Source organism: Knoellia sp. p5-6-4 (genome assembly GCF_029222705.1).
GTDB lineage: Bacteria > Actinomycetota > Actinomycetes > Actinomycetales > Dermatophilaceae > Pedococcus_A.
The window spans coordinates 961,605-980,460 of the sequence record NZ_JARGZF010000002.1; the positions used below are offsets into that span (position 1 = coordinate 961,605).

Here is an 18,856-nt window from a genome sequence, read left to right on the forward strand (position 1 = left end):
ATCAGCGCCGTGCCGCGACCTCGGATCCTTTGCATCTCCCTCTCGCCCATCTCGCGCGATGCCCGCGTCCTGCGGCAGCTGGACGTCCTGAGCGAGCACGGGGACGTCACCACCGTGGGCTACGGCCCACGCCCGACGGGCGCGACCGACCACGTCGTGGTGCCGGACAGCGCGCTGACCCTGCCTCAGACGCCCATGGGTGTGCTGAAGTTGGCGACCCGTCGGCTGCGCAGCGCCGAGCTCGACGCACCAGCCGTGCGCTACGCGTTGCAAGCACTGGAGGGCCAGCGCTTCGACTTGGTCGTTGCCAATGACGCGCGATCACTCGCGCTGGCGTTCCGGCTCGCCGAGGGTGCGCCCGTCTGGGGCGACATGCACGAGTGGGCGCCCGGCCAACGCGACCAGTACGTCGTTTGGCGGCTCATGGTGGCTCCCCTGATGGACTACATGTGCCGCACCTACCTGCCGCAGTGTGCTGCCGTCAGCACGGTGGCCGAAAGCCTGGTCCATGAGTACGACCGGGTCTACGGCACCCAGGCGGAGCTCGTCCGCAACTCCCGCCCGTGGGAGGACCTTGAGCCCACTCCCCTGAGCGCGGACGGCCGGCTTCGGCTCGTGCACAGCGGAGGGGCCGAGCCCAACCGCAACCTCAGCATGCTGATTGACGCCGCCGTCGAACTCGAGCACACGACGCTCGACCTGTACCTCGTCTCTGCCGGTGACGGCGGAAAGTACCTCCGTATGCTTCAGGAACAGGCCGCGGTGAGCGACCGCATCACCATCCACGACCCCGTCCCCCCCGCGGAGCTGCCCATGACGCTGAACGCCTACGACGTGGGCGTCTTCTCGTTGCCGCCGGACAACTTCAACATGGAGAACTGCCTCCCCAACAAGCTCTTCGACTTCCTCCAGGCGCGACTGGCGTTCGCCGTCAGCCCCTCGCCCGAGATGGCGCGGTTCGTGCGTGAAAACGAGCTCGGTGTGGTCTCGGCTGATTACTCGCAGGACGCCTTCGTGCGGGCCCTCCGCACCCTGACCCCCGAGGGGGTCGTGGCAGCAAAGGAGTCAGCACATCGCCACGCCAAAGAGCTCAGCAGCGACACGGACGTCGCCGCCTCCCATGCGATCGTCCGCCGTCTCCTAGGGGACTGACGCGGCTCAGGGAGCCAGAGTCACGCCGGCGGCCCTCAACGTGGCGTCCGCGGCACCTCGGGCCGCCGCCACCAAGGAGGCATTCTCCTCGGTCCAGTGGGCGAGCCGGGCACGCTCCTCGGCAGGAGCCGGCGACGACAGCGCCGCAGTCATTGCGGCAGCCACCGCAGCAACGTCATACCCAGGCGCCCACCCGAGCCGCTCTTGCGTCACGAGCTCTTGACCGGCACCGCGCCCAGCGAACACCACGGGCGTTCCACAACTCGTCGCGGCATAGATCTTCGTCGGCTTGGCGAAGTCGTAGCCCAGCCCCGGCTTGATGGACACCAGTGCCGCCGCTGCACCACGGAGCCAACGGGCGGCCTCAGGCGGGGGCACCACGCCCAGAAAGTCGACAGCATCGGGCATCTCTGATGCCGCCAGCTCCTTGAGGTGCGGGAGCTCACTGCCCTGCCCAAGGAAGACGATGCGTGCCCTCGGGTGCTCCCGGCGCACGAGCGAAAGCGCCCGTACGAAGACTTCGGCACCCTGCCACTCGGACATGGTCCCGGTGTAGGCGAAGTAGGCCCCTCCCCCCTCGGGTCGAGGACCGTCGGGCCGGAAGACGCGGGTATCGATCCCGTTTCCCACGACGAGGATGCGGTCCTCAGGGACCCCCATCCCGGCGACCCGCTCGGAGACGCCCTCGGACACCGCGAGCACCAGGGAGGCACCGCGCAACACCCAGGCCTCCACCGACCTTAAGCCCTTCACGAGTAGGGCTGGAGCCCCCATGCTCGCGGCTCCGTCGGACCACACGTCGGCGGCGTAGTAGGCGTATGGACGCCGCTGGAGAAGGGCCGCAAGCCGGACCACGACCCCGGTTGTCGGCGGTGGTTCTGCCACAAAGAGCAGCGGTGCGCGTCGCACGAGCAGCCGCAGCAGAGCCGGTACGTCGAAGCTGAGGTAGTGGAAGTAGCCGCGAATGTTGCCGTTCACGTCTCGTAGTGCCGGCCACCGGGAGACGTGCAGGGCCCCGTCGTCGGGCGCTGCCGAGACTGCCGCTGGGGGAGTCGTCGTGAGGACCTCGACGTCACAACCCAGGTCGGCGAAGGAGTCGGCCAGCACGCGCTGCCGGAAGGCCGCAGCGCCCACCTCGGGAGTGAACAGGCGAGTCACGATACGCACAGTCCTGGTCGGCACGCGTGTCACCCTACCGAGCCGCAACACCACATCTTCACGCCCCGCCGCTCTGGTGGAGCTTCGGATTGGGCCCGCGACCAATGGCTAGTCGATCGCGATCGTGCGCCCGGACTGCGCGGACTCGATGCAGGCCTCGGCGACGCGGACGGTGGTCAGGCCCTGCTCCATGGTGACGATGTCGGCGCCCTCCTTGCCCAGCACCGCGTCGCGGAACATCTCGTGCTCCACCCGCAGCGGCTCGGGCTTGGGGATCGCGTAGCGCACCACGTCGCCCTCGGAGACGCCGCGGAACTTCGCGATCGCGTCCCAGGTGGTGGCGATCTCGCCGTTGGCGAAGAAGGTCAGGTCCGCGGTCAGGGTGTCGGCGACGAAGGTGCCCCGCTCACCGGTGATCACGGTGACCCGCTCCTTCAACGGGGACAGCCAGTTCACCAGGTGGTTGGCCACCGTGCCCTTGCTCAGCGACGCCACCACCGCGACCAGGTCCTCGTGCTCGCGCCCGGACTTGTGCGCGGTGCGCGCCGACACCGAGGTGTAGGTCTGCTGGGTCACCCACGCGGTCAGGTCGATGTCGTGGGTGCCCAGGTCCTTGACCACCCCGACGTCGGCGATCCGGGCCGGGAACGGCCCCTGCCGGCGGGTGGCCACCTGGTACACGTCACCGAGCTCACCGGCCTCCAACCGGGCCCGGGCCTGCTGCAGCGCCGGGTTGTACCGCTCGATGTGCCCGACCGCGCCGACCAGCCCGGCGTCGGCGAACGCCCTCGCCAGCTTCGTCGCGCCCGGGGTGTCCTGCGCCAGCGGCTTCTCCACCAGCGCGTGCACCCCCGCCGCGGCCAGCGCCAGCCCGACCTGCTCGTGGTAGACCGTCGGCACCGCGACCATGCAGTAGTCGATCCCGGCCTCGATCAGCTCCTCCACGCTGCCCAGCACCGGGCGCCCACCGGCCACCCCGTGCGGGTCCCCACCGGGGTCGGCCACCGCGACCAGGTCCACCCCGTCCAGCGAGCCCAGCACCCGCGCGTGGTGCCGGCCCATCATGCCCAGCCCGATCAGGCCCGCCCGCAGGTTCGCCATCACGCACCCGCCTTTGCCAGGGCGTTCACCGCGGTCACGATCCGCTCCAGGTCACCCTGGCTCAGCGACGGGTGCACCGGCAGCGACAGGCACTCCGCGGCCGCCTTCGCGGTCTGCGGCAGGTCCGCGTGCGGAGCGTGCGCGAACGGCGCCAGCTGGTGGTTCGGCACCGGGTAGAACATCCCCGACCCCACCGCATACTCGCTCTTGAGCGCGGCCGCGAACCCGTCCCGGTCCGCCGGCACCCGCACCGTGTACTGGTGGTACACGTGCACCGCCCCCGGCGCCACCGGCGGCGTCACGACACCTTCCAGGTTCGCGGACAGGAACGCCGCGTTCTCCTGCCGACGCTTCGTCCAGCCGTCCACCTTCTTCAGCTGCTCCCGCCCGATCGCGGCGTGGATGTCGGTCATCCGGTTGTTAAACCCGACCACCTCGTTGTGGTACTGCTTCTCCATCCCCTGGTTGCGGTACAGGCGCATCAGCCGCTCGACCTGCGCGTTGGCCACCGACACCATGCCGCCCTCACCGGAGGTCATGTTCTTCGTCGGGTACAGCGAGAACATCGCGAACGACCCGAACGCCCCCACCGGGGTCCCACCCAGCGACGCCCCGTGCGCCTGCGCCGCGTCCTCGAACACCTGCAGGCCGTGCCTGTCCGCGATGGCCATCAGCTGGTCCATCTTCGCCGGGTGCCCGTACAGGTGCACCGGCATGATCCCCACCGTCTTGTCGGTGATGGCCGCCTCGACCGCGCCCGGGTCCAGGCAGAAGTCATCCGCGGAGATGTCCGCGAACACCGGCGTCGCCCCCGTCAACGCCACCGAGTTCGCCGTCGCCGCGAACGTGAACGACGGCACGACCACCTCGTCCCCGGCCTTGACCCCGCACGACAGCAGGCCCAGGTGCTGACCCGACGTGCCCGAGTTCACCGCCACGCACGCCCGCCCCAGGCCGAAGTGCTCGGCGAACTCCGCCTCGAACGCCGCGACCTCCGGGCCCTGCGCCAGCATCCCCGAGCGCATCACCCGGTCCACCGCCGCCCGCTCCTCGTCACCGATGATCGGCCTCGCGGGCGGGATGAACTCCAGCGCCTCGTCCGTCCCAGTCGTTCCGGTCGTTCCAGGGGTCGTCACTGCTCAGCCTCCACGAGGGTGTCGGTGTCCTTCTCGATGTACTTCTGTCCGGTCTTCGGGCAGACCCAGCTGCCCTCGCCGCCGTCGGGGTCGCGCTCCAGCGGCACCCCGGCGCGGCCCACCCAGCGCAGCCGCTTGGCAGGAACACCGGCGACCAGGGCGAAGTCGGGCACGTCGCGGTTGACCACGGACCCGGCCGCCACCAGCGCCCACCGACCCACCGTCACCGGGGCGATGCAGACCGCGCGGGCCCCGATCGAGGCGCCCTCACGGACCGTCACGCCGACGGCCTCCCAGTCGTCGCCGCGCTTCAGGGCGCCGTCCGGGGTGACCGCACGCGGGTAGTGGTCGTTGGTGAACACGACCGCCGGCCCCACGAACACCCCGTCCTCGAGGACGGCCGGCTCGTAGACCAGCGCGTAGTTCTGCAGCTTGCAGTTGTCGCCCATCCGGACCCCGGTGCCGACATAGGCGCCGCGGCCGACGACGCAGTTCTCCCCCAGCTGGGCGCCTTCGCGCACCTGCGCCAGATGCCACACCGACGTGCCGTCACCGATCTGCGCGTCGGCCGAGACATCGGCCGACTCCACGATCCGCACCGCCATGGTCAGCGCTCCTGCTCGGCCTGGCCGACGACGAGAAAGCGGACCCCGTCGAACTTCGCCCTGTCGAGCAGGCGGCGGCCGTCGACGACGACCCGCACCCCCGGGAAGTCCTCCTTGCCCAGCCCGGCGTACTCGGCGTGGTCGGCCTGCACGACCACCACGTCGGCCGGCTGGCCCAGCTCGAAGGCCTCCCAGCCGAAGCCCTCCAGCTCCCGCGCGGAGTACATCGGGTCGTGCACCAGCACGCTCGCCCCCGCCTCCCGCAGCGCCTCGACCGTGGCGAACACCCCCGAGAACGCCGTCTCCTTCACCCCACCGCGGTACGACGCACCGAGGACCACCGCCCGCTTCCCGGACAGGTCACCACCAGCGGCACCGACCGCCAGGCCCACCGTGTACGCCGGCATCGCCGCGTTCGCCTCCCGCGCCGCCCGCACCACCGTCGCGTCCGGGTCGTTCCACAGGTACAGCCGCGGGTACACCGGGATGCAGTGCCCCCCGACCGCGATCCCCGGACGGTGGATGTGGGAGTACGGCTGGGAGTTGGACGCCTCGATCACCTGGTACACGTCAATCCCGTGCCTGGCCGCGAACGCCCCGAACTGGTTCGCCAACCCGATGTTCACGTCCCGGTACGTCGTCTCGGCCAGCTTGGCCATCTCGGCCGCCTCCGCCGACCCCAGGTCCCACACCCCGTTGCCGCGCGGCAGGTCCAGCCGCTCGTCGAACTGCAGCACCTGCTCGTAGAACTCCACCGCCGCCTTCGCCCCCGCCTCCGACAGGCCACCGACCAGCTTCGGGTACTTGCGCAGGTCCTCGAACACCCGACCGGTCAGCACCCGCTCCGGGGAGAACACCAAGTGGAAGTCCCGCCCCTCCACCAGGCCCGAACCCGCCTCCAGCATCGGCTTCCACCGGGTGCGGGTCGTGCCCACCGGCAGCGTGGTCTCGTAGACCACCAGCGTGCCCGGCTTCAGCCCCCGCGCGATGTCCTGGGTCGCCGAGTCCATCCACCCGAAGTCCGGCCGCGCCTGCTCGTCGACGAACAGCGGCACCACCACGACCACGGCATCGGAGTCCGCGACCGCAGCCGCAGTGTCCGTCGTCGCCGACAACCGGCCACCACCGGCCGAACCACCCGCAGCGGCCCCCTCACCGGTGACCTCGCCCAGGTACTCCCCCAGGTGCGCCTCCCCCGGGAACGGCTCGGTCCCAGCGTTCACCAGCTCCACCACCGACGCGTTCACGTCAGCACCGAACACCTCGTGCCCGGACCTGGCGAACTGCACCGCCAACGGCAGGCCGATCTTGCCCAGGCCCACAACCGTGATCTTCACAGGGGTTCCTTCACTCTCGGGGGGTTACCGGCGTCGATACTAGAGCCTGCGCCGCCGCCGGCCCCATTCCGGTGCGGAGGATGCACGGGGGTCGCGCACGTTAATGTCGCCGTGTGAACCTCGCGATCTCTGTCATCGGCACCGGCTACCTGGGCGCGGTGCACGCGGCGTGCATGGCCGACCTGGGGCACACCGTGGTCGGGGTCGACAGCGACCCGGCCAAGGTGGAGGCGCTCAACGCGGGTCGGGCGCCGTTGTTCGAGCCGGGTCTGGACGAGCTGCTCGCGCGGGTGCTGCCGACCGGGCGGTTGCGGTTCACCACCGAAATCGCCGAGGTCGCCGACGCGTCCGTGCACTTCGTGTGCGTGGGGACCCCGCAGATGGTCGGGGAGAACGCGGCGGACACCACCTTCGTGTATGCCGTGGTGGACGCGTTGGCGCCGCACGTCAAGCCCGGTGCGCTGGTGGTGGGCAAGTCGACGGTGCCGGTGGGCACGGCGAAGAAGCTGCGCAAGAAGCTGGCCGCGCGGGTCCGCGACGGGGTGGAGGCGCGGCTGGCGTGGAACCCCGAGTTCCTGCGGGAGGGCTTCGCGATCGAGGACACCGTGGCCCCGGACCGGTTCGTCTACGGGGTGCACCGTGAGAGCGCCGAGGCGGACGTGGCGCTGCTGGACCAGGTGTATGCCGCGCCGCTGGCGAACGGGACGCCGCGGCTGGTGATGGACTACGCCACCGCCGAGCTGGTCAAGGTGGCCGCCAACGCCTTCCTGGCCACCAAGATCTCGTTCATCAACGCCATGTCCGAGGTGTGCGAGGCCGCCGGCGGTGACGTGGTGGCCCTGGCCGAGGCGATCGGGCACGACGACCGGATCGGGCGCAAGTTCCTCGGCGCCGGGGTCGGGTTCGGCGGTGGCTGCCTGCCCAAGGACATCCGGGCGTTCATGGCCCGGGCCGGCGAGCTAGGCGCCGACCAGGCGCTGACGTTCCTGCGGGAGGTGGACCAGATCAACCTGCGCCGCCGGGCCCGGATGGTCGACCTCGCCCGCGCCGAGTGCGGCGGCACCCTGGTCGGCAAGCGGGTCGCGGTGCTCGGGGCCGCGTTCAAGCCCAACAGCGACGACGTGCGCGACTCCCCGGCCCTGGACATCGCCCAGGCCGCCCGCGCCGCGGGTGGGCGGGTCACCGTGCACGACCCTAAGGCCATCCCCAACGCGCAGCGCACCCGCCCCGACCTCGACTACGCGCACACCGTCGAGGAGGCCTGCAAGGGCGCCGACGTGGTGCTCCACCTCACCGAGTGGCAGGAGTACCGCGACCTCGACCCGGCGGCCCTGAAGACCGTGGTCGCGACCCCGGCGATCATCGACGGCCGCAACGCCCTCGACGCCGACGCCTGGCGCGCCGCGGGCTGGACCTACCGCGCCCTCGGCCGACCGCACGCCTGACGGCAACGGACTTGCGTCCCTCAGCGCCGGTGTGAGGATGAGGGGATGACCCTGAAGCACCAGAACGACCCGCACCTGATCCGCCAGCTCATGGAGGATCCGGGCATCTGGGTGGTGGTCGGCCTGTCCACGAACCAGCGGCGGGCGGCATACGACGTGGCACGGTGGCTGAAGCACGAGCTCGGCAAGGGCATCATCCCCGTGCACCCCAAGGCGGAGACCGTGCACGGCGAGCAGGGCTACGCGTCGCTGGCCGACATCCCGGACGGCACGGACCTGAAGGTGGTCGACTGCTTCGTCAACTCCGAGCACGTCGGCGCCGTCGTCGACGACGCGATCGAGCACAAGGACCGGCTCCTCATCGACGCCATCTGGATGCAGCAGGGGGTCATCGACGAGGACGCCGCCGAGCGGGCCCGGCAGGCAGGGCTGGGCGTCGTGATGGACACCTGCCCCAAGACGGAGCACCCACGGGTCCGCCACGAGGGCATGATGCGCTAGTCGCGCTCAGCGCGAGCGGCGCTCCCGCAGCGCCGCACCCTTCGCGTGCGCCTGGTCGCGCAGGGCTGCCTGGAAGGCGGTCATCGCCTCACGCAACCGCTGGGCCTCGGCACCCTCACCCGCGGCGAGGATGCGGGCGGCGAGCAGCCCGGCGTTGCGGGCCCCGCCGATCGAGACCGTCGCCACGGGCACCCCTGCCGGCATCTGGACGATCGAGAGCAGGCTGTCCATGCCGTCGAGGTGCTTCAGGGGCACGGGCACGCCGATGACCGGCAGGGGCGTGACGGAGGCGAGCATGCCCGGTAGGTGGGCCGCTCCCCCGGCCCCGGCGATGACGACGCGCAGACCGCGCTCGGCCGCCTGCTGGCCGTAGGCGATCATCTCGTCGGGCATGCGGTGGGCCGAGACCACGTCCGCCTCGAACGGGATGTCGAACTCCGCGAGGGCGGTTGCCGCGTGCTCCATCACGGGCCAGTCGCTGTCGCTGCCCATGACGAGGCCGACGAGGGGCTGCCGTGTGGCGGCAGGCTGCACACTCATTCCGTGATCACTCCCGAGAGGTAGTCGGCGGCGTGGCCGGCCCGCTCGCGCAGGTCGTCGAGGTCGGCGCCGCTCACGTTGACGTGGCCGATCTTGCGGCCGGGTCGCACGCCCTTGCCGTAGAGGTGGACCTTGAGCCCGGGGTCGCGAGCCATGATGTGCCGGTACGCCGGGTACAGCTGCGGGTAGTCACCGCCCAGCACGTTGGCCATCACCGTGAACGGCTCCCGCGGCGCAGGCGTCCCGAGCGGCAGGTCGAGCACCGCGCGCAGGTGCTGCTCGAACTGCCCGGTAACCGCCCCGTCCATGCTCCAGTGCCCGCTGTTGTGGGGGCGCATCGCCAGCTCGTTGACGACGTATGCCGGGGAGCCCGTCTCGGGGTCCCTCACCTCGAACATCTCGACGGCGAAGACACCGGTGACGCCGAGGTTCTCGGCGATGCGCAGACCCGCCTCGGTGGCCACCGCGGCCAGGTGCGGGTCGAGGTCGGGGGCCGGGGCCAGCACCTGGGTGCAGATGCCGTCGGTCTGCACGGTCTCGACCACCGGCCACGCGGCCGCCTGGTCGGAGGGGCTGCGCGCCACCAGCACGGCGAGCTCGCGGACGAAGTCGACCTTCTCCTCGAGCAGCAGCCCGTCGGCGAGCGGCCCGCTGCCGGCCTCGGCGTCGTGCACGGCGTCTGCCAGCCAGTCGCCGAGGTCGTCGACCGAGGAGACCACCCGCACGCCCTTGCCGTCATAGCCGCCGCGCGGCGTCTTGACCACCAGCGGCCAGCCCACCTGGGCGGCGAACTGCTCGACCTCGGCGGCGGTGCGCGCCTGGGCCCACGCCGGGCAGGCGACGTCGATCTCCGTGAGGCGGTGGCGCATGGCCAGCTTGTCCTGCGCGAAGAGCAGCGCAGCAGGGCTGGGGTGCATCACGGCGCCGTCCGCCTCCAGGGCGGCGAGCACCTCCGGCGGGACGTGCTCGTGGTCGAAGGTCACCACGTCGCACTCTCGCGCAAAGGCCCGCACCGCCTCGACCTCCCGGTGGTCGCCCACCGGCGAGGAGGGCACGACCTGCGCGGCGGCGGCGTCAGGGGCCTCGGCCAGCACGCTGAGCGTGATGGCGAGCTCGGCCGCCGGCGCCGCGCACATCCGCGCGAGCTGGCCGCCGCCGATGATGCCGACCACGGGGAACCCGCCGGGTGCACGCTGGGGGGAGGTCACGAGCGCGAGGATATCGGGGGCCACGACCCACAGGCGCGGCGCCTGCGCTCGTTCGCACGGCGTGGGCGGCTAGGCTCGCTGGGTGCGTGCACCCATTGCCCGGCTGGTCGACCACCTGCGCGGGACGATCCACATCCTCGTCCGCGAGGTCATCAAGTTCGGCCTGGTGGGCGCGGTGGCGTTCGTCGTCGACATCGGCCTGTTCAACCTGCTGCGCTTCGTCGGCGGCGAGGGCCCGCTCTACGACCGGCCGCTGACCGCCAAGGTCCTCTCCGTCTCGGCCGCCACGCTGGTGGCCTGGCTGGGCAACCGCTACTGGACCTTCCGGCACCGGCGCCGCGCCGCAGCCGCCCACGAGCTCGCCCTCTTCGTGGTGTTCAACGTCGCGGGAATGGTCATCGCGCTGATCTGCCTCGGGTTCTCGCACTACGTGCTCGACCTGCGCTCACCGCTGGCCGACAACGTCAGCGCCAACGGCGTGGGCCTGGTGCTCGGTACGCTGTTCCGCTTCTGGGCCTACCGCACCTTCGTCTTCTCCAAGGAGGAGATCCTGGAGGACACCTCGCCCCTGGCGGGGCACCCCGCCGAGCGCTGACGCCGAGGCGGCCGAGCCGCTCAGGCGGTCGAGCCGATGAGTGCACCCTCGTCGGACTCGGACAGGAACAGCGCGAAGATCGCCGGCTGGGCCTGGATCAGCTCGAGCCGGCCGCCGTTGGACTCGGCGAGGTCGCGCGCGAGGGCGAGGCCGAGTCCGGTGCCGCCGGAGGAGACCGAGCGCTCGAAGATGTGCGGGGCGATCGTCGCGGGGACCCCGTCGCCCTGGTCGCTGACCTCGACGACCACGGAGGGGCCGCTGCGGCGGGCGTGCACGTCGACGGTGCCGCGGCCGTGGGCGAGGGAGTTCTCGAGCAGGGTCGAGAGCACCTGCGAGAGGGCGACGGGCGTGGCGTGGACGACCAGCCCGCGCTCCCCGTGCACCCGCACGCTGCGCCGGGCCTGCTCGAAGGCGGGCTGCCACTCCCGCTGCAGGGCGGCGATGACCGAGTCCAGCGACACGGTCGCCCTGCGCTCGTCGCCGCCACGGCGGGTGCGGGCCATGAGGTCGTCGACCACGCGGGTCAGGCGCTCCACCTGGGCGATCGCGATGTTGGCCTCCTCCTGCACGACGTCGAGGTCGTCGGTGGCGGCGATCTCCTCGAGGCGCATGAGCAGGGCGGTCAGTGGCGTGCGGAGCTGGTGGGAGGCGTCGGCGGCGAAGTCGCGCTCGGCCGCCAGCGACCGGGTCAGCCGCTGCGCGCTGCGCGAGAGCACCTCGGAGACCTGGTCGAGCTCGGCGATGCCGGAGTGCAGGGGCTGGATGCGCGACTCTCCCGCCCCGAGCCGCTCGGCCCGCTCGGCGAGCAGGGTCATGGGGCGCGAGAGCCGGCGTGCCTGGCGCGTGGCCACGAGCACCCCGGCCGCGAGGGCCAGCACCGACAGGGCCAGCACGACGCCCATGAGGAGCACCGAGGTGCTGGTCGGGGTGCCCCGGTCGGCCCAGTCGCTCAGCGAGGAGGGGTCACGCGCCAGCCACCAGGTCGCCACGAAGACCGGCGCGCCGATGATGAGGATGGCCAGCGCGACGGCCAGCACAGTGGAGCGGATCAGCTGCTGGCGCATGAGGTGTGGTCAGGCCCCGTCGCCGCGCTCGAAGCGGAACCCCACGCCACGGACCGTGGCGATGTACCGCGGCTGGGCGGCGTCGTCGCCGAGCTTTCGCCTCAGCACCGAGATGTGCATGTCGAGGGTCTTCGTGGAGCCGAACCACGCCGTCTCCCAGATCTCGCGCATGAGCTGCTCGCGGGAGACCACCTTGCCCTGCTCGCGCACGAGCACCCGCAGCAGGTCGAACTCCTTGGCGGTGAGCTGCAGCTCCTCGTCCTTGAACCAGGCGCGCCGGCCCTCGGGGTCGATGCGCACGAGCTCGTTGGTCGGGGCGGCATCGGCCGGGTTGCGCCGCAGCAGCGCCCGCACCCGGGCCAGCAGCTCGGCGAGCCGGAAGGGCTTGGTGACGTAGTCGTCGGCGCCGGCGTCGAGCCCCACCACGGTGTCGACCTCGTCGGCGCGGGCCGTGAGGATGAGCACGGGCACCGAGCGGCCCTCGGCGCGGATCCGGCGGCACACCTCGAGGCCGTCGACGTAGGGCAGCCCGAGGTCGAGCACGACGAGGTCGGGGTTCTCGGTGGCCGCGTCGAGCGCCGCGCGGCCGTCGGCTCGCACGTCGACGTCGTAGCCCTCGCGCCGCAGCGCGCGGGCCAGTGGCTCGGAGATGGCGGGGTCGTCCTCGGCCAGGAGCACTCGGGTCATGGGCTGATCGTAGGGAACCGCAGGCAAGTTCAGCGACCTGGCCACATCGGTCGGCGTTTCTCCGCGAAGGCGGCCACTCCCTCGGCCCGGTCGCCCGAGAACGCGGTGGCTGCCCAGCACTCGTCCTCGATGTCGAGCCCGGCGGCCAGGTCGGTGTCGAAACCGAGCCGCATGGCCTTCTTGGCGTTGCGGACGCCCACCGGCGAGTGGGAGGCGATGGTGCCCGCCAGCTCGAGGGCGCGCTCGCGCGCCGACCCGCTGGGAACGACCTCGTCGACCACTCCGAGGTCACGGGCCTCGGCGGCGGTGAGGCGACGTGCCGTGAAGACCATCGAGGCCGCCTTCGACCAGCCGACCCGGCGGGTGAGCAGCTGGGTGCCGCCCCCGCCGGGGATCACGCCGACACTCACCTCGGGCAGCCCGACCGTGGCCCCTTCCCCCGCGACGACCAGGTCGCAGGAGAGCGCGATCTCGAAGCCGCCGCCGAGCGCGAAGCCGTCGACCGCGGCGACGACAGGCACCGGCAGGTCGAGCACGCCCCGGTATGCCGCCCGCGCCAGCGGGCGCTGCGCCCGCAGCTCGTCGTCGGTGAAGGAGTTGCGCTCCTTGAGGTCGGCCCCCACGCAGAAGGCGCGCTCGTGCGTGCTGCTGACGACCACCGCCCGCACCGTCTCGTCCTCGGCGAGCTCGCCGGTCGCGGCGGCCAGGGCGCGGGCCATGTCGGTGGAGACGGCGTTCATCGCCTCCGGCCGGTCGAGCACGAGCTCGGCGACGTGGCCGCCCTCCCCGTGCCGCTCGAGGCGCACCAGGGGGCGGGCCCCGCTCACGCCTGCACCGCTCGTCGTGCTCCGATCACTCACGGGTGGACCTCTCTCTGGGTGGTGCGGCGTTCCCCACGGGCACGCCGGAGCTCGCTGGGCACGACCTGGCCGATGCCCCGCAGGGTGCGGGGACGCAGCGCCGTCATCTCGAACCCGGACAGGCTGGCGAGCGACGCGGCGAGGGCGTCGTCGACGAGGACGGTGCGCGGCGGCGCCACCGCCGTCAGGCGGCTGGCCCGGTTGACGGTGGTGCCGAAGACGTCGCCGAGACGGGAGATCACGCTGCCGTAGGACATGCCCACGCGGACGTCGGGGAGCAGCTCGTCCTCGGTCATGGTGTCCACCAGGTCGAGCGCGATGGCGGCAGCCGAGGCGGGCCGGACCGTGACGAAGAGGATCTCGTCGCCCACGGTCTTGATGACCCGTCCGCCGTGAGCGGTCACGATGTCGGTGGCGAGCGCCTCGAACCGCTGCACCATCACCGCGAGCTGGCGTTCGGTCATCCGGCGCACGAGGGCGGTGAAGTTCACGAGGTCGGCGAACCCCACGGCGCGGGTGACGCCCTCACCGGCGTGGTCGGGATCGGCGTCGGCGAGCATGCGGGCGATCGCCGCGGCCAGGTGGCGGCGCCAGGCGTAGACCAGCAGCGGCTCGAGGTCGTCGGCCATCTCGGCCAGCTTGACCGCTGCAGCCTGGGCTGCGTCGCTGTCCGGCACCGCCCGGGCGTCGGCCTCGTCGAGCGCCGCCTCGAGCTCCGGGGCGGCGAGCGCCTCTGCCATCAGCTGGGTCTGCCACACCGCGAGCCGGTCGGTGGTGCGGGCGAACGCGCGGGTCATCGCCAGTGCGGTCTGCTCGTCGAGCTGCTGCTCGCGCACCAGCCGGGCCACGGACTTCAGGGCCATGAGGTCGGCCTCGGTGAACGCGGCGTCCTCGTCCTGCACGATCGGGAAGCCCAGGGCGTGCCAGAACTTGCGGGCGCTCAGGAGCGAGACCTGCGCGCCGCGGCTGACGTCGCGGCGACCCATCGTCGCGGGTCGGCCGAGCAGGCGGGCCTCGATGTCGTCGGGGTCCGTCAGGGCCGTGGGCTCCTCGCCCGGGCGCACCAGCCGGTGGCGACCGGTCCTGCGCACCGCCGAACACCTCCTCGTGCCGAGCTCGCCAAGCTGACTTGCGGTGCCGATCATGCCGTGTCAGCGCCTGCCGTGCCCGGTGGGGGCCCGGCGCGCCCCCACCCGATCCGCCTCAGGCGCCCAGGCCGCGCGCCTCCCGGACGTGCACCACGTCACCGGCCGCCACGGCATACTCACCGCTCTCCCCGTGGACCACCAGCCGGCCCTCGTCGTCCACCCCGGTGGCCGGCACCCGCGAGGTGGTGCCGGTGTTGAGGTCGACCACCATGCCGATGGTGCGGCAGGCGGAGCGGTAGGCCGCACGCGCGGCCTCCAGCGCCGGCCCGCCGACCATGAGGTCGCCGTGGAGCACCGCGAGGTGGCGCAGGCAGGCCACCACCAGGTCCTCCCGGCGCACGTCCGGCGCGCCACACAGCGCGAGCGAGGTCGCGTTCTCGACCGGCAGCTCGTCGCGGGACTGGCTGACGTTGACGCCGAAGCCGACGACGACCCCCGCCGGGTGCACCTCGCACAGGACCCCGCACACCTTGCGCCAGCCGTCCTCCTCGACGAGCACGTCGTTGGGCCACTTCACCCCGGCGTGCACACCGGCGACGTCGTGGACGGCACGGGCGACGGCCAGCCCGGTGACGAGGGGCACCCAGCCGATGCCGTGCTGGGGTGCGGGCAGCAGCACCGAGACGGCGATCGAGGTGCCCGCCGGAGCCTCCCACGAGCGGCCGAGACGGCCCCGGCCCGCGCTCTGGTGGTCGGTCACCACCACGCGCCACGGCTGGGCGAGCTCTGCAGCGGCGGCGTTGGTCGAGCCCAGCTCGGCGTGGACGTCGAGGCCGCGCCAGGGCGCCCCCGGCGTGACCAACGCCTCGTGCAATGCCTCACTGTCGAGCGGTTCGCGCATAGGGGCAAGGCTAGGCTCCCGCCATGGCCCAGAGCACCGAATCCCTCGTCACCGGGGGCACCGAGGTTCCCTCCGACATCGACGTCCACACCACGGCCGGCAAGCTGGCCGACCTCAAGCGCCGGGTGGCCGAGGTCGCCCACGCCGGGTCCGAGCGAGCCGTCGAGAAGCAGCACGCCCGCGGCAAGAAGACCGCGCGCGAGCGGATCGAGCTGCTGCTCGACGACGGCTCCTTCATCGAGATGGACAAGTACGCGCGGCACCGCTCGAACGCCTTCGGCCAGGAGAAGCACCGGCCCTACGGCGACGGGGTGGTCACGGGCTACGGCACCGTCGAGGGCCGCACGGTGGCCGTGTTCGCCCAGGACTTCACGGTCTTCGGCGGGTCCCTCGGCGAGGTGTTCGGCGAGAAGATCGTCAAGGTCATGGACTTCGCCATGAAGATCGGGTGCCCGGTCGTCGGCCTGAACGACTCCGGCGGCGCCCGCATCCAGGAGGGCGTCGTCTCGCTCGGCCTCTACGGTGAGATCTTCCGGCGCAACGTGCACGCCTCGGGTGTCATCCCCCAGATCTCGCTCATCATGGGCCCCTGTGCCGGCGGCGCGGTCTACTCCCCCGCCGTCACGGACTTCACGGTGATGGTCGACCAGACCTCGCACATGTTCATCACCGGTCCCGACGTCATCAAGACCGTCACCGGTGAGGTCGTCTCCTTCGAGGACCTCGGCGGCGCCCGGGCGCACAACACCAAGTCCGGTGTGGCGCACTACATGGGCAGCGACGAGGAGGACGCGATCGAGTACGTCAAGGCGCTGCTGTCCTACCTGCCGTCGAACAACCTCGAGGAGCCGCCGGCCTACGAGGTCGAGAACGACCTGGCCGTCACCGACGAGGACCGCGAGCTCGACACGCTCATCCCCGACTCGCCGAACCAGCCCTACGACATGCACACCGTCATCGAGCACGTGCTCGACGACGGCGAGTTCCTCGAGGTGCAGCCGATGTTCGCGCCCAACATCATCTGCGGTCTCGGCCGCGTCGAGGGCCGCTCGGTCGGTGTCGTCGCCAACCAGCCGATGCAGTTCGCAGGCACGCTCGACATCGACGCCTCCGAGAAGGCGGCCCGCTTCGTGCGCACCTGCGACGCGTTCAACGTCCCCGTCCTGACCTTCGTCGACGTGCCCGGCTTCCTGCCCGGCACCGACCAGGAGTGGGACGGCATCATCCGCCGCGGGGCCAAGCTCATCTACGCCTACGCCGAGGCCACCGTCCCGCTGGTCACGGTCATCACGCGCAAGGCCTACGGCGGCGCCTACGACGTCATGGGGTCCAAGCACCTCGGCGCCGACATCAACCTCGCCTGGCCGACCGCCCAGATCGCCGTCATGGGCGCCCAGGGCGCGGTCAACATCCTCTACCGCAAGCAGCTGGCCGAGGCCGCCGAACGGGGCGAGAACGTCGACGAGGCCCGTCAGCGGTTCATCACCGAGTACGAGGACACCCTCGCGAACCCGTACGTCGCTGCCGAGCGCGGCTACATCGACACGGTCATCACGCCCTCCAACACGCGGATGAACGTCACCAAGGCGCTGCGGGCGCTGCGCAACAAGCGCGAGACGCTGCCGCCGAAGAAGCATGGGAACATCCCGCTGTGAGCGGTGACCAGGACCAGGACGCGACGGCGGAAGCATCGGCCGAGGAGCGGCGTCCGGCCCTGCGGGTCGTGCGTGGTGACGCCACGCCCGAGGAGCTCGCCGCCCTCGTCGCCGTGCTCTCCGCTGCCTCCGGTGGCGACGAGCCCGAACCGCCGAGGCCGCCCTCGCGGTGGACCTCACGTCCACACGGTCCTCGTGGCCCGCTGCACCCGGGGCCGGGCGCCTGGCGCGCCTCCGCGTTCCCCCGCTGACGCGTCAGGCTCTCTTCACCTCGGCCAGCGGGAGGTCGTGCTCGCGGCCCCAGGCCTCCCACTCCGCAGCGGTGCGTGTCGCGAAGACCGGGGCGAGATCCCCGTCCGTGGCCGGCACGCCGAGCAGCTCGGTGAGTCGCGCGAGGAAGTGCGGCTCGAGGCAGGCGACGGCCACGTGGCCCTGCCGCGCGGCATACAGCCGGTAGGCCGGGTGGCCGCCACCCAGCACCGCACCGGGAGCCGTGAGGCCGTGGCGCAGCGGTGCGGCCATCGCCTCCGCCGCGTCGGAGAGGGCCACCTCGCGGCGGACGCCCTCCCCGCTCGTGGTTCGCGCGAGCAGCGCCGCGACCGCCTCGGTGGCGGCGCGCTCTGCGCCGGCCAGGTCGGCGGCGAGCAGCACCGGCATCCGCGGCTCCTCCTCGGGACCCACGGCACCGAGCAGCCCCAGGACCGCCTGGTAGGTCAGGTCGTGACCGGGCCAGTCGTCGTCGGGCGACGGGTGACCCACGACTGCCACCTGGCAGAGCCGGGGATGCCGGGCGTGCAGGGACTTCCAGCCGAGGCCGAGCCGCTCGAGCGCCGAGGTGCGGCTCGAGGTGAGCAGCAGGTCAGCGCCCGAGAGCAGGTCCTCGAGCCGGCCGCGGTCCGCAGGGTCCTTGAGGTCGAGGCGCACCACCTGCTGCCCCGACGAGAGCTCGGCGTACCAGCGCGGCGAGGCCGCCTCGAGCGGGTCGCCGCCGGGTGGCTCGACCTTGACGACCCCCGCCCCGAGCCCGGCGAGCCGGGCGGCGGCTGCCGGCCCTGGCACGTTCACCGCGGTCGAGACGACCCGGACGCCCTGGAGCGGGCCGCCTGCGGTCACCCCGCCTGCCTGTCGCGCGTGCGCCGGTCATAGGTGGCCTGCAGGTCGGCGTGGTCCACCGGGTTCAGCACCCTGGCGGCCAGCACGCGCTCGGCGGCCTCGAGGTCACCGGTGAAGGCGCGGAAGGCCACCCGCACGTCGATGTCGTGGTCGGGCCGCGAGAGCACCTCCACCGCGTCGCCGCAGCGCACCGTGCCGGGCTGCACGACAGACAGGTAGGCGCCGGTGTTGCCGACCTCGGTGAACCGCTTGACCCAGCCCTTCCCGCCCATCCGCGAGGCGAAGGTGCTGCACGGGATGCGGGGCCCGGAAACCTCGAGCACGACCTCGTCGCCGACGCGCCAGCGCTCCCCCACCAGTGCCGCGTCGACCTCGAGACCGACCGTCGTGAGGTTCTCGCCGAACATCCCGTCCGGCAGGTCGCGGCCCAGGCGCTCCTGCCAGGCGTCGAGCTCCTCCCGGGCGTAGGCGTAGACCGCCTGGTGGTCGCCCCCGTGGTGGCGCTGGTCGCCGATGAAGTCGCCGACGACACCGCTGCCGAGGCCGCCCTTCTTGGGGCCGGGCGCCCGCACCTCGACGGCGTCCACCGGCCGTTTGCCGATGCCGGTGGGGATCGACTGCTTGACCGGGTTGGGCTCCGAGCGGCCGACATTGAGCGAGTGGATGCGCGCCATGGGCGGCAGCGTATGCCGTGGGGGACCGGGTATTCG

General features: G+C 72.1%; 20 protein-coding genes. 6 read left to right on the plus strand and 14 right to left on the minus strand.

Annotated features, from left to right (window positions below):
* The first annotated feature begins 9 nt into the window (after nucleotides 1-9).
* Complete coding sequence (locus tag P2F65_RS15965) at nucleotides 10-1,152, plus strand: glycosyltransferase (RefSeq protein ID WP_275809925.1); 1,143 nt, start codon at nucleotides 10-12, stop codon at nucleotides 1,150-1,152.
* A 6-nt stretch (nucleotides 1,153-1,158) separates the two neighbouring features.
* Here P2F65_RS15965 and P2F65_RS15970 read toward each other — a convergent pair whose 3' ends face one another.
* The 5 genes from P2F65_RS15970 to P2F65_RS15990 all read right to left on the minus strand — a co-directional run bounded on the left by P2F65_RS15970 (nucleotide 1,159) and on the right by P2F65_RS15990 (nucleotide 6,489).
* Nucleotides 1,159-2,334 carry a glycosyltransferase family 4 protein gene (locus P2F65_RS15970; RefSeq protein WP_275809928.1) on the minus strand — a complete coding sequence of 392 codons (1,176 nt, stop codon included), beginning with the start codon at nucleotides 2,332-2,334 and terminating at the stop codon, nucleotides 1,159-1,161.
* Between the two features lie 84 nt (nucleotides 2,335-2,418).
* Entirely contained in the window at nucleotides 2,419-3,411 is a 993-nt protein-coding gene (locus P2F65_RS15975) for a Gfo/Idh/MocA family oxidoreductase (protein WP_275809931.1), read from the minus strand.
* The gene (locus P2F65_RS15980) at nucleotides 3,411-4,547 is read right to left on the minus strand and encodes a DegT/DnrJ/EryC1/StrS family aminotransferase (RefSeq protein WP_275809933.1); all 1,137 of its coding nucleotides are present in this window, start codon (nucleotides 4,545-4,547) and stop codon (nucleotides 3,411-3,413) included. Before P2F65_RS15980 ends, P2F65_RS15975 begins: the two co-directional genes overlap by 1 nt.
* The gene (locus tag P2F65_RS15985) at nucleotides 4,544-5,152 is read right to left on the minus strand and encodes an acyltransferase (RefSeq protein ID WP_275809936.1); all 609 of its coding nucleotides are present in this window, start codon (nucleotides 5,150-5,152) and stop codon (nucleotides 4,544-4,546) included. Before P2F65_RS15985 ends, P2F65_RS15980 begins: the two co-directional genes overlap by 4 nt.
* A 2-nt stretch (nucleotides 5,153-5,154) precedes the next feature.
* Nucleotides 5,155-6,489: a nucleotide sugar dehydrogenase gene (locus tag P2F65_RS15990; protein WP_275809939.1), complete on the minus strand. Its 1,335-nt coding sequence runs from the start codon at nucleotides 6,487-6,489 to the stop codon at nucleotides 5,155-5,157.
* A 113-nt stretch (nucleotides 6,490-6,602) separates the two neighbouring features.
* Here P2F65_RS15990 and P2F65_RS15995 point away from each other — a divergent pair, with 113 nt between their 5' ends.
* Nucleotides 6,603-7,934 carry a UDP-glucose/GDP-mannose dehydrogenase family protein gene (locus tag P2F65_RS15995; protein ID WP_275809942.1) on the plus strand — a complete coding sequence of 444 codons (1,332 nt, stop codon included), beginning with the start codon at nucleotides 6,603-6,605 and terminating at the stop codon, nucleotides 7,932-7,934.
* 45 nt (nucleotides 7,935-7,979) lie between these two features.
* Nucleotides 7,980-8,435 (plus strand): CoA-binding protein, encoded by a 456-nt coding sequence (locus P2F65_RS16000; protein ID WP_275809945.1) that lies wholly within the window; start codon nucleotides 7,980-7,982, stop codon nucleotides 8,433-8,435.
* Nucleotides 8,436-8,441: 6 nt separating this feature from the next.
* Here the strand turns inward: P2F65_RS16000 and purE are convergent, their stop codons facing one another.
* Together purE and P2F65_RS16010 are read right to left on the minus strand one after the other, a co-directional pair.
* Nucleotides 8,442-8,975: a 5-(carboxyamino)imidazole ribonucleotide mutase gene (gene purE, locus P2F65_RS16005; protein WP_275809948.1), complete on the minus strand. Its 534-nt coding sequence runs from the start codon at nucleotides 8,973-8,975 to the stop codon at nucleotides 8,442-8,444.
* Nucleotides 8,972-10,183, minus strand: coding sequence for a 5-(carboxyamino)imidazole ribonucleotide synthase (locus P2F65_RS16010; protein ID WP_275809951.1), 1,212 nt, complete (start codon nucleotides 10,181-10,183; stop codon nucleotides 8,972-8,974). Before P2F65_RS16010 ends, purE begins: the two co-directional genes overlap by 4 nt.
* An 82-nt stretch (nucleotides 10,184-10,265) precedes the next feature.
* Between P2F65_RS16010 and P2F65_RS16015 the strand changes: the two genes are divergently transcribed.
* On the plus strand, nucleotides 10,266-10,778 hold the full coding sequence (locus P2F65_RS16015; RefSeq protein ID WP_275809954.1) for a GtrA family protein: 513 nt from the start codon (nucleotides 10,266-10,268) through the stop codon (nucleotides 10,776-10,778).
* 20 nt (nucleotides 10,779-10,798) lie between these two features.
* Here the strand turns inward: P2F65_RS16015 and P2F65_RS16020 are convergent, their stop codons facing one another.
* The 5 genes from P2F65_RS16020 to P2F65_RS16040 all read right to left on the minus strand — a co-directional run bounded on the left by P2F65_RS16020 (nucleotide 10,799) and on the right by P2F65_RS16040 (nucleotide 15,378).
* Nucleotides 10,799-11,842, minus strand: coding sequence for a HAMP domain-containing sensor histidine kinase (locus P2F65_RS16020; RefSeq protein WP_275809957.1), 1,044 nt, complete (start codon nucleotides 11,840-11,842; stop codon nucleotides 10,799-10,801).
* A 9-nt stretch (nucleotides 11,843-11,851) separates the two neighbouring features.
* A complete protein-coding gene (locus P2F65_RS16025) occupies nucleotides 11,852-12,529 on the minus strand; it encodes a response regulator transcription factor (RefSeq protein WP_275809960.1) in 678 nt (225 codons plus the stop codon).
* A gap of 29 nt (nucleotides 12,530-12,558) precedes the next feature.
* Nucleotides 12,559-13,356 carry an enoyl-CoA hydratase-related protein gene (locus P2F65_RS16030; RefSeq protein ID WP_275810691.1) on the minus strand — a complete coding sequence of 266 codons (798 nt, stop codon included), beginning with the start codon at nucleotides 13,354-13,356 and terminating at the stop codon, nucleotides 12,559-12,561.
* 29 nt (nucleotides 13,357-13,385) lie between these two features.
* Nucleotides 13,386-14,480 (minus strand): adenylate/guanylate cyclase domain-containing protein, encoded by a 1,095-nt coding sequence (locus tag P2F65_RS16035; RefSeq protein ID WP_275809963.1) that lies wholly within the window; start codon nucleotides 14,478-14,480, stop codon nucleotides 13,386-13,388.
* Between the two features lie 112 nt (nucleotides 14,481-14,592).
* Complete coding sequence (locus P2F65_RS16040) at nucleotides 14,593-15,378, minus strand: biotin--[acetyl-CoA-carboxylase] ligase (RefSeq protein ID WP_275809966.1); 786 nt, start codon at nucleotides 15,376-15,378, stop codon at nucleotides 14,593-14,595.
* Nucleotides 15,379-15,401: 23 nt separating this feature from the next.
* Here P2F65_RS16040 and P2F65_RS16045 point away from each other — a divergent pair, with 23 nt between their 5' ends.
* Nucleotides 15,402-17,033, plus strand: a complete 1,632-nt coding sequence (locus P2F65_RS16045) for an acyl-CoA carboxylase subunit beta (protein WP_275809969.1) — start codon at nucleotides 15,402-15,404, stop codon at nucleotides 17,031-17,033.
* Nucleotides 17,030-17,284: an acyl-CoA carboxylase epsilon subunit gene (locus P2F65_RS16050; RefSeq protein ID WP_275809972.1), complete on the plus strand. Its 255-nt coding sequence runs from the start codon at nucleotides 17,030-17,032 to the stop codon at nucleotides 17,282-17,284. Before P2F65_RS16045 ends, P2F65_RS16050 begins: the two co-directional genes overlap by 4 nt.
* Before the next feature lie 4 nt (nucleotides 17,285-17,288).
* Here P2F65_RS16050 and P2F65_RS16055 read toward each other — a convergent pair whose 3' ends face one another.
* Together P2F65_RS16055 and P2F65_RS16060 are read right to left on the minus strand one after the other, a co-directional pair.
* Nucleotides 17,289-18,146, minus strand: coding sequence for a CoA transferase (locus P2F65_RS16055; protein WP_275809975.1), 858 nt, complete (start codon nucleotides 18,144-18,146; stop codon nucleotides 17,289-17,291).
* Entirely contained in the window at nucleotides 18,143-18,820 is a 678-nt protein-coding gene (locus tag P2F65_RS16060; RefSeq protein ID WP_275809978.1) for an MOSC domain-containing protein, read from the minus strand. Before P2F65_RS16060 ends, P2F65_RS16055 begins: the two co-directional genes overlap by 4 nt.
* Nucleotides 18,821-18,856 lie beyond the last annotated feature (36 nt).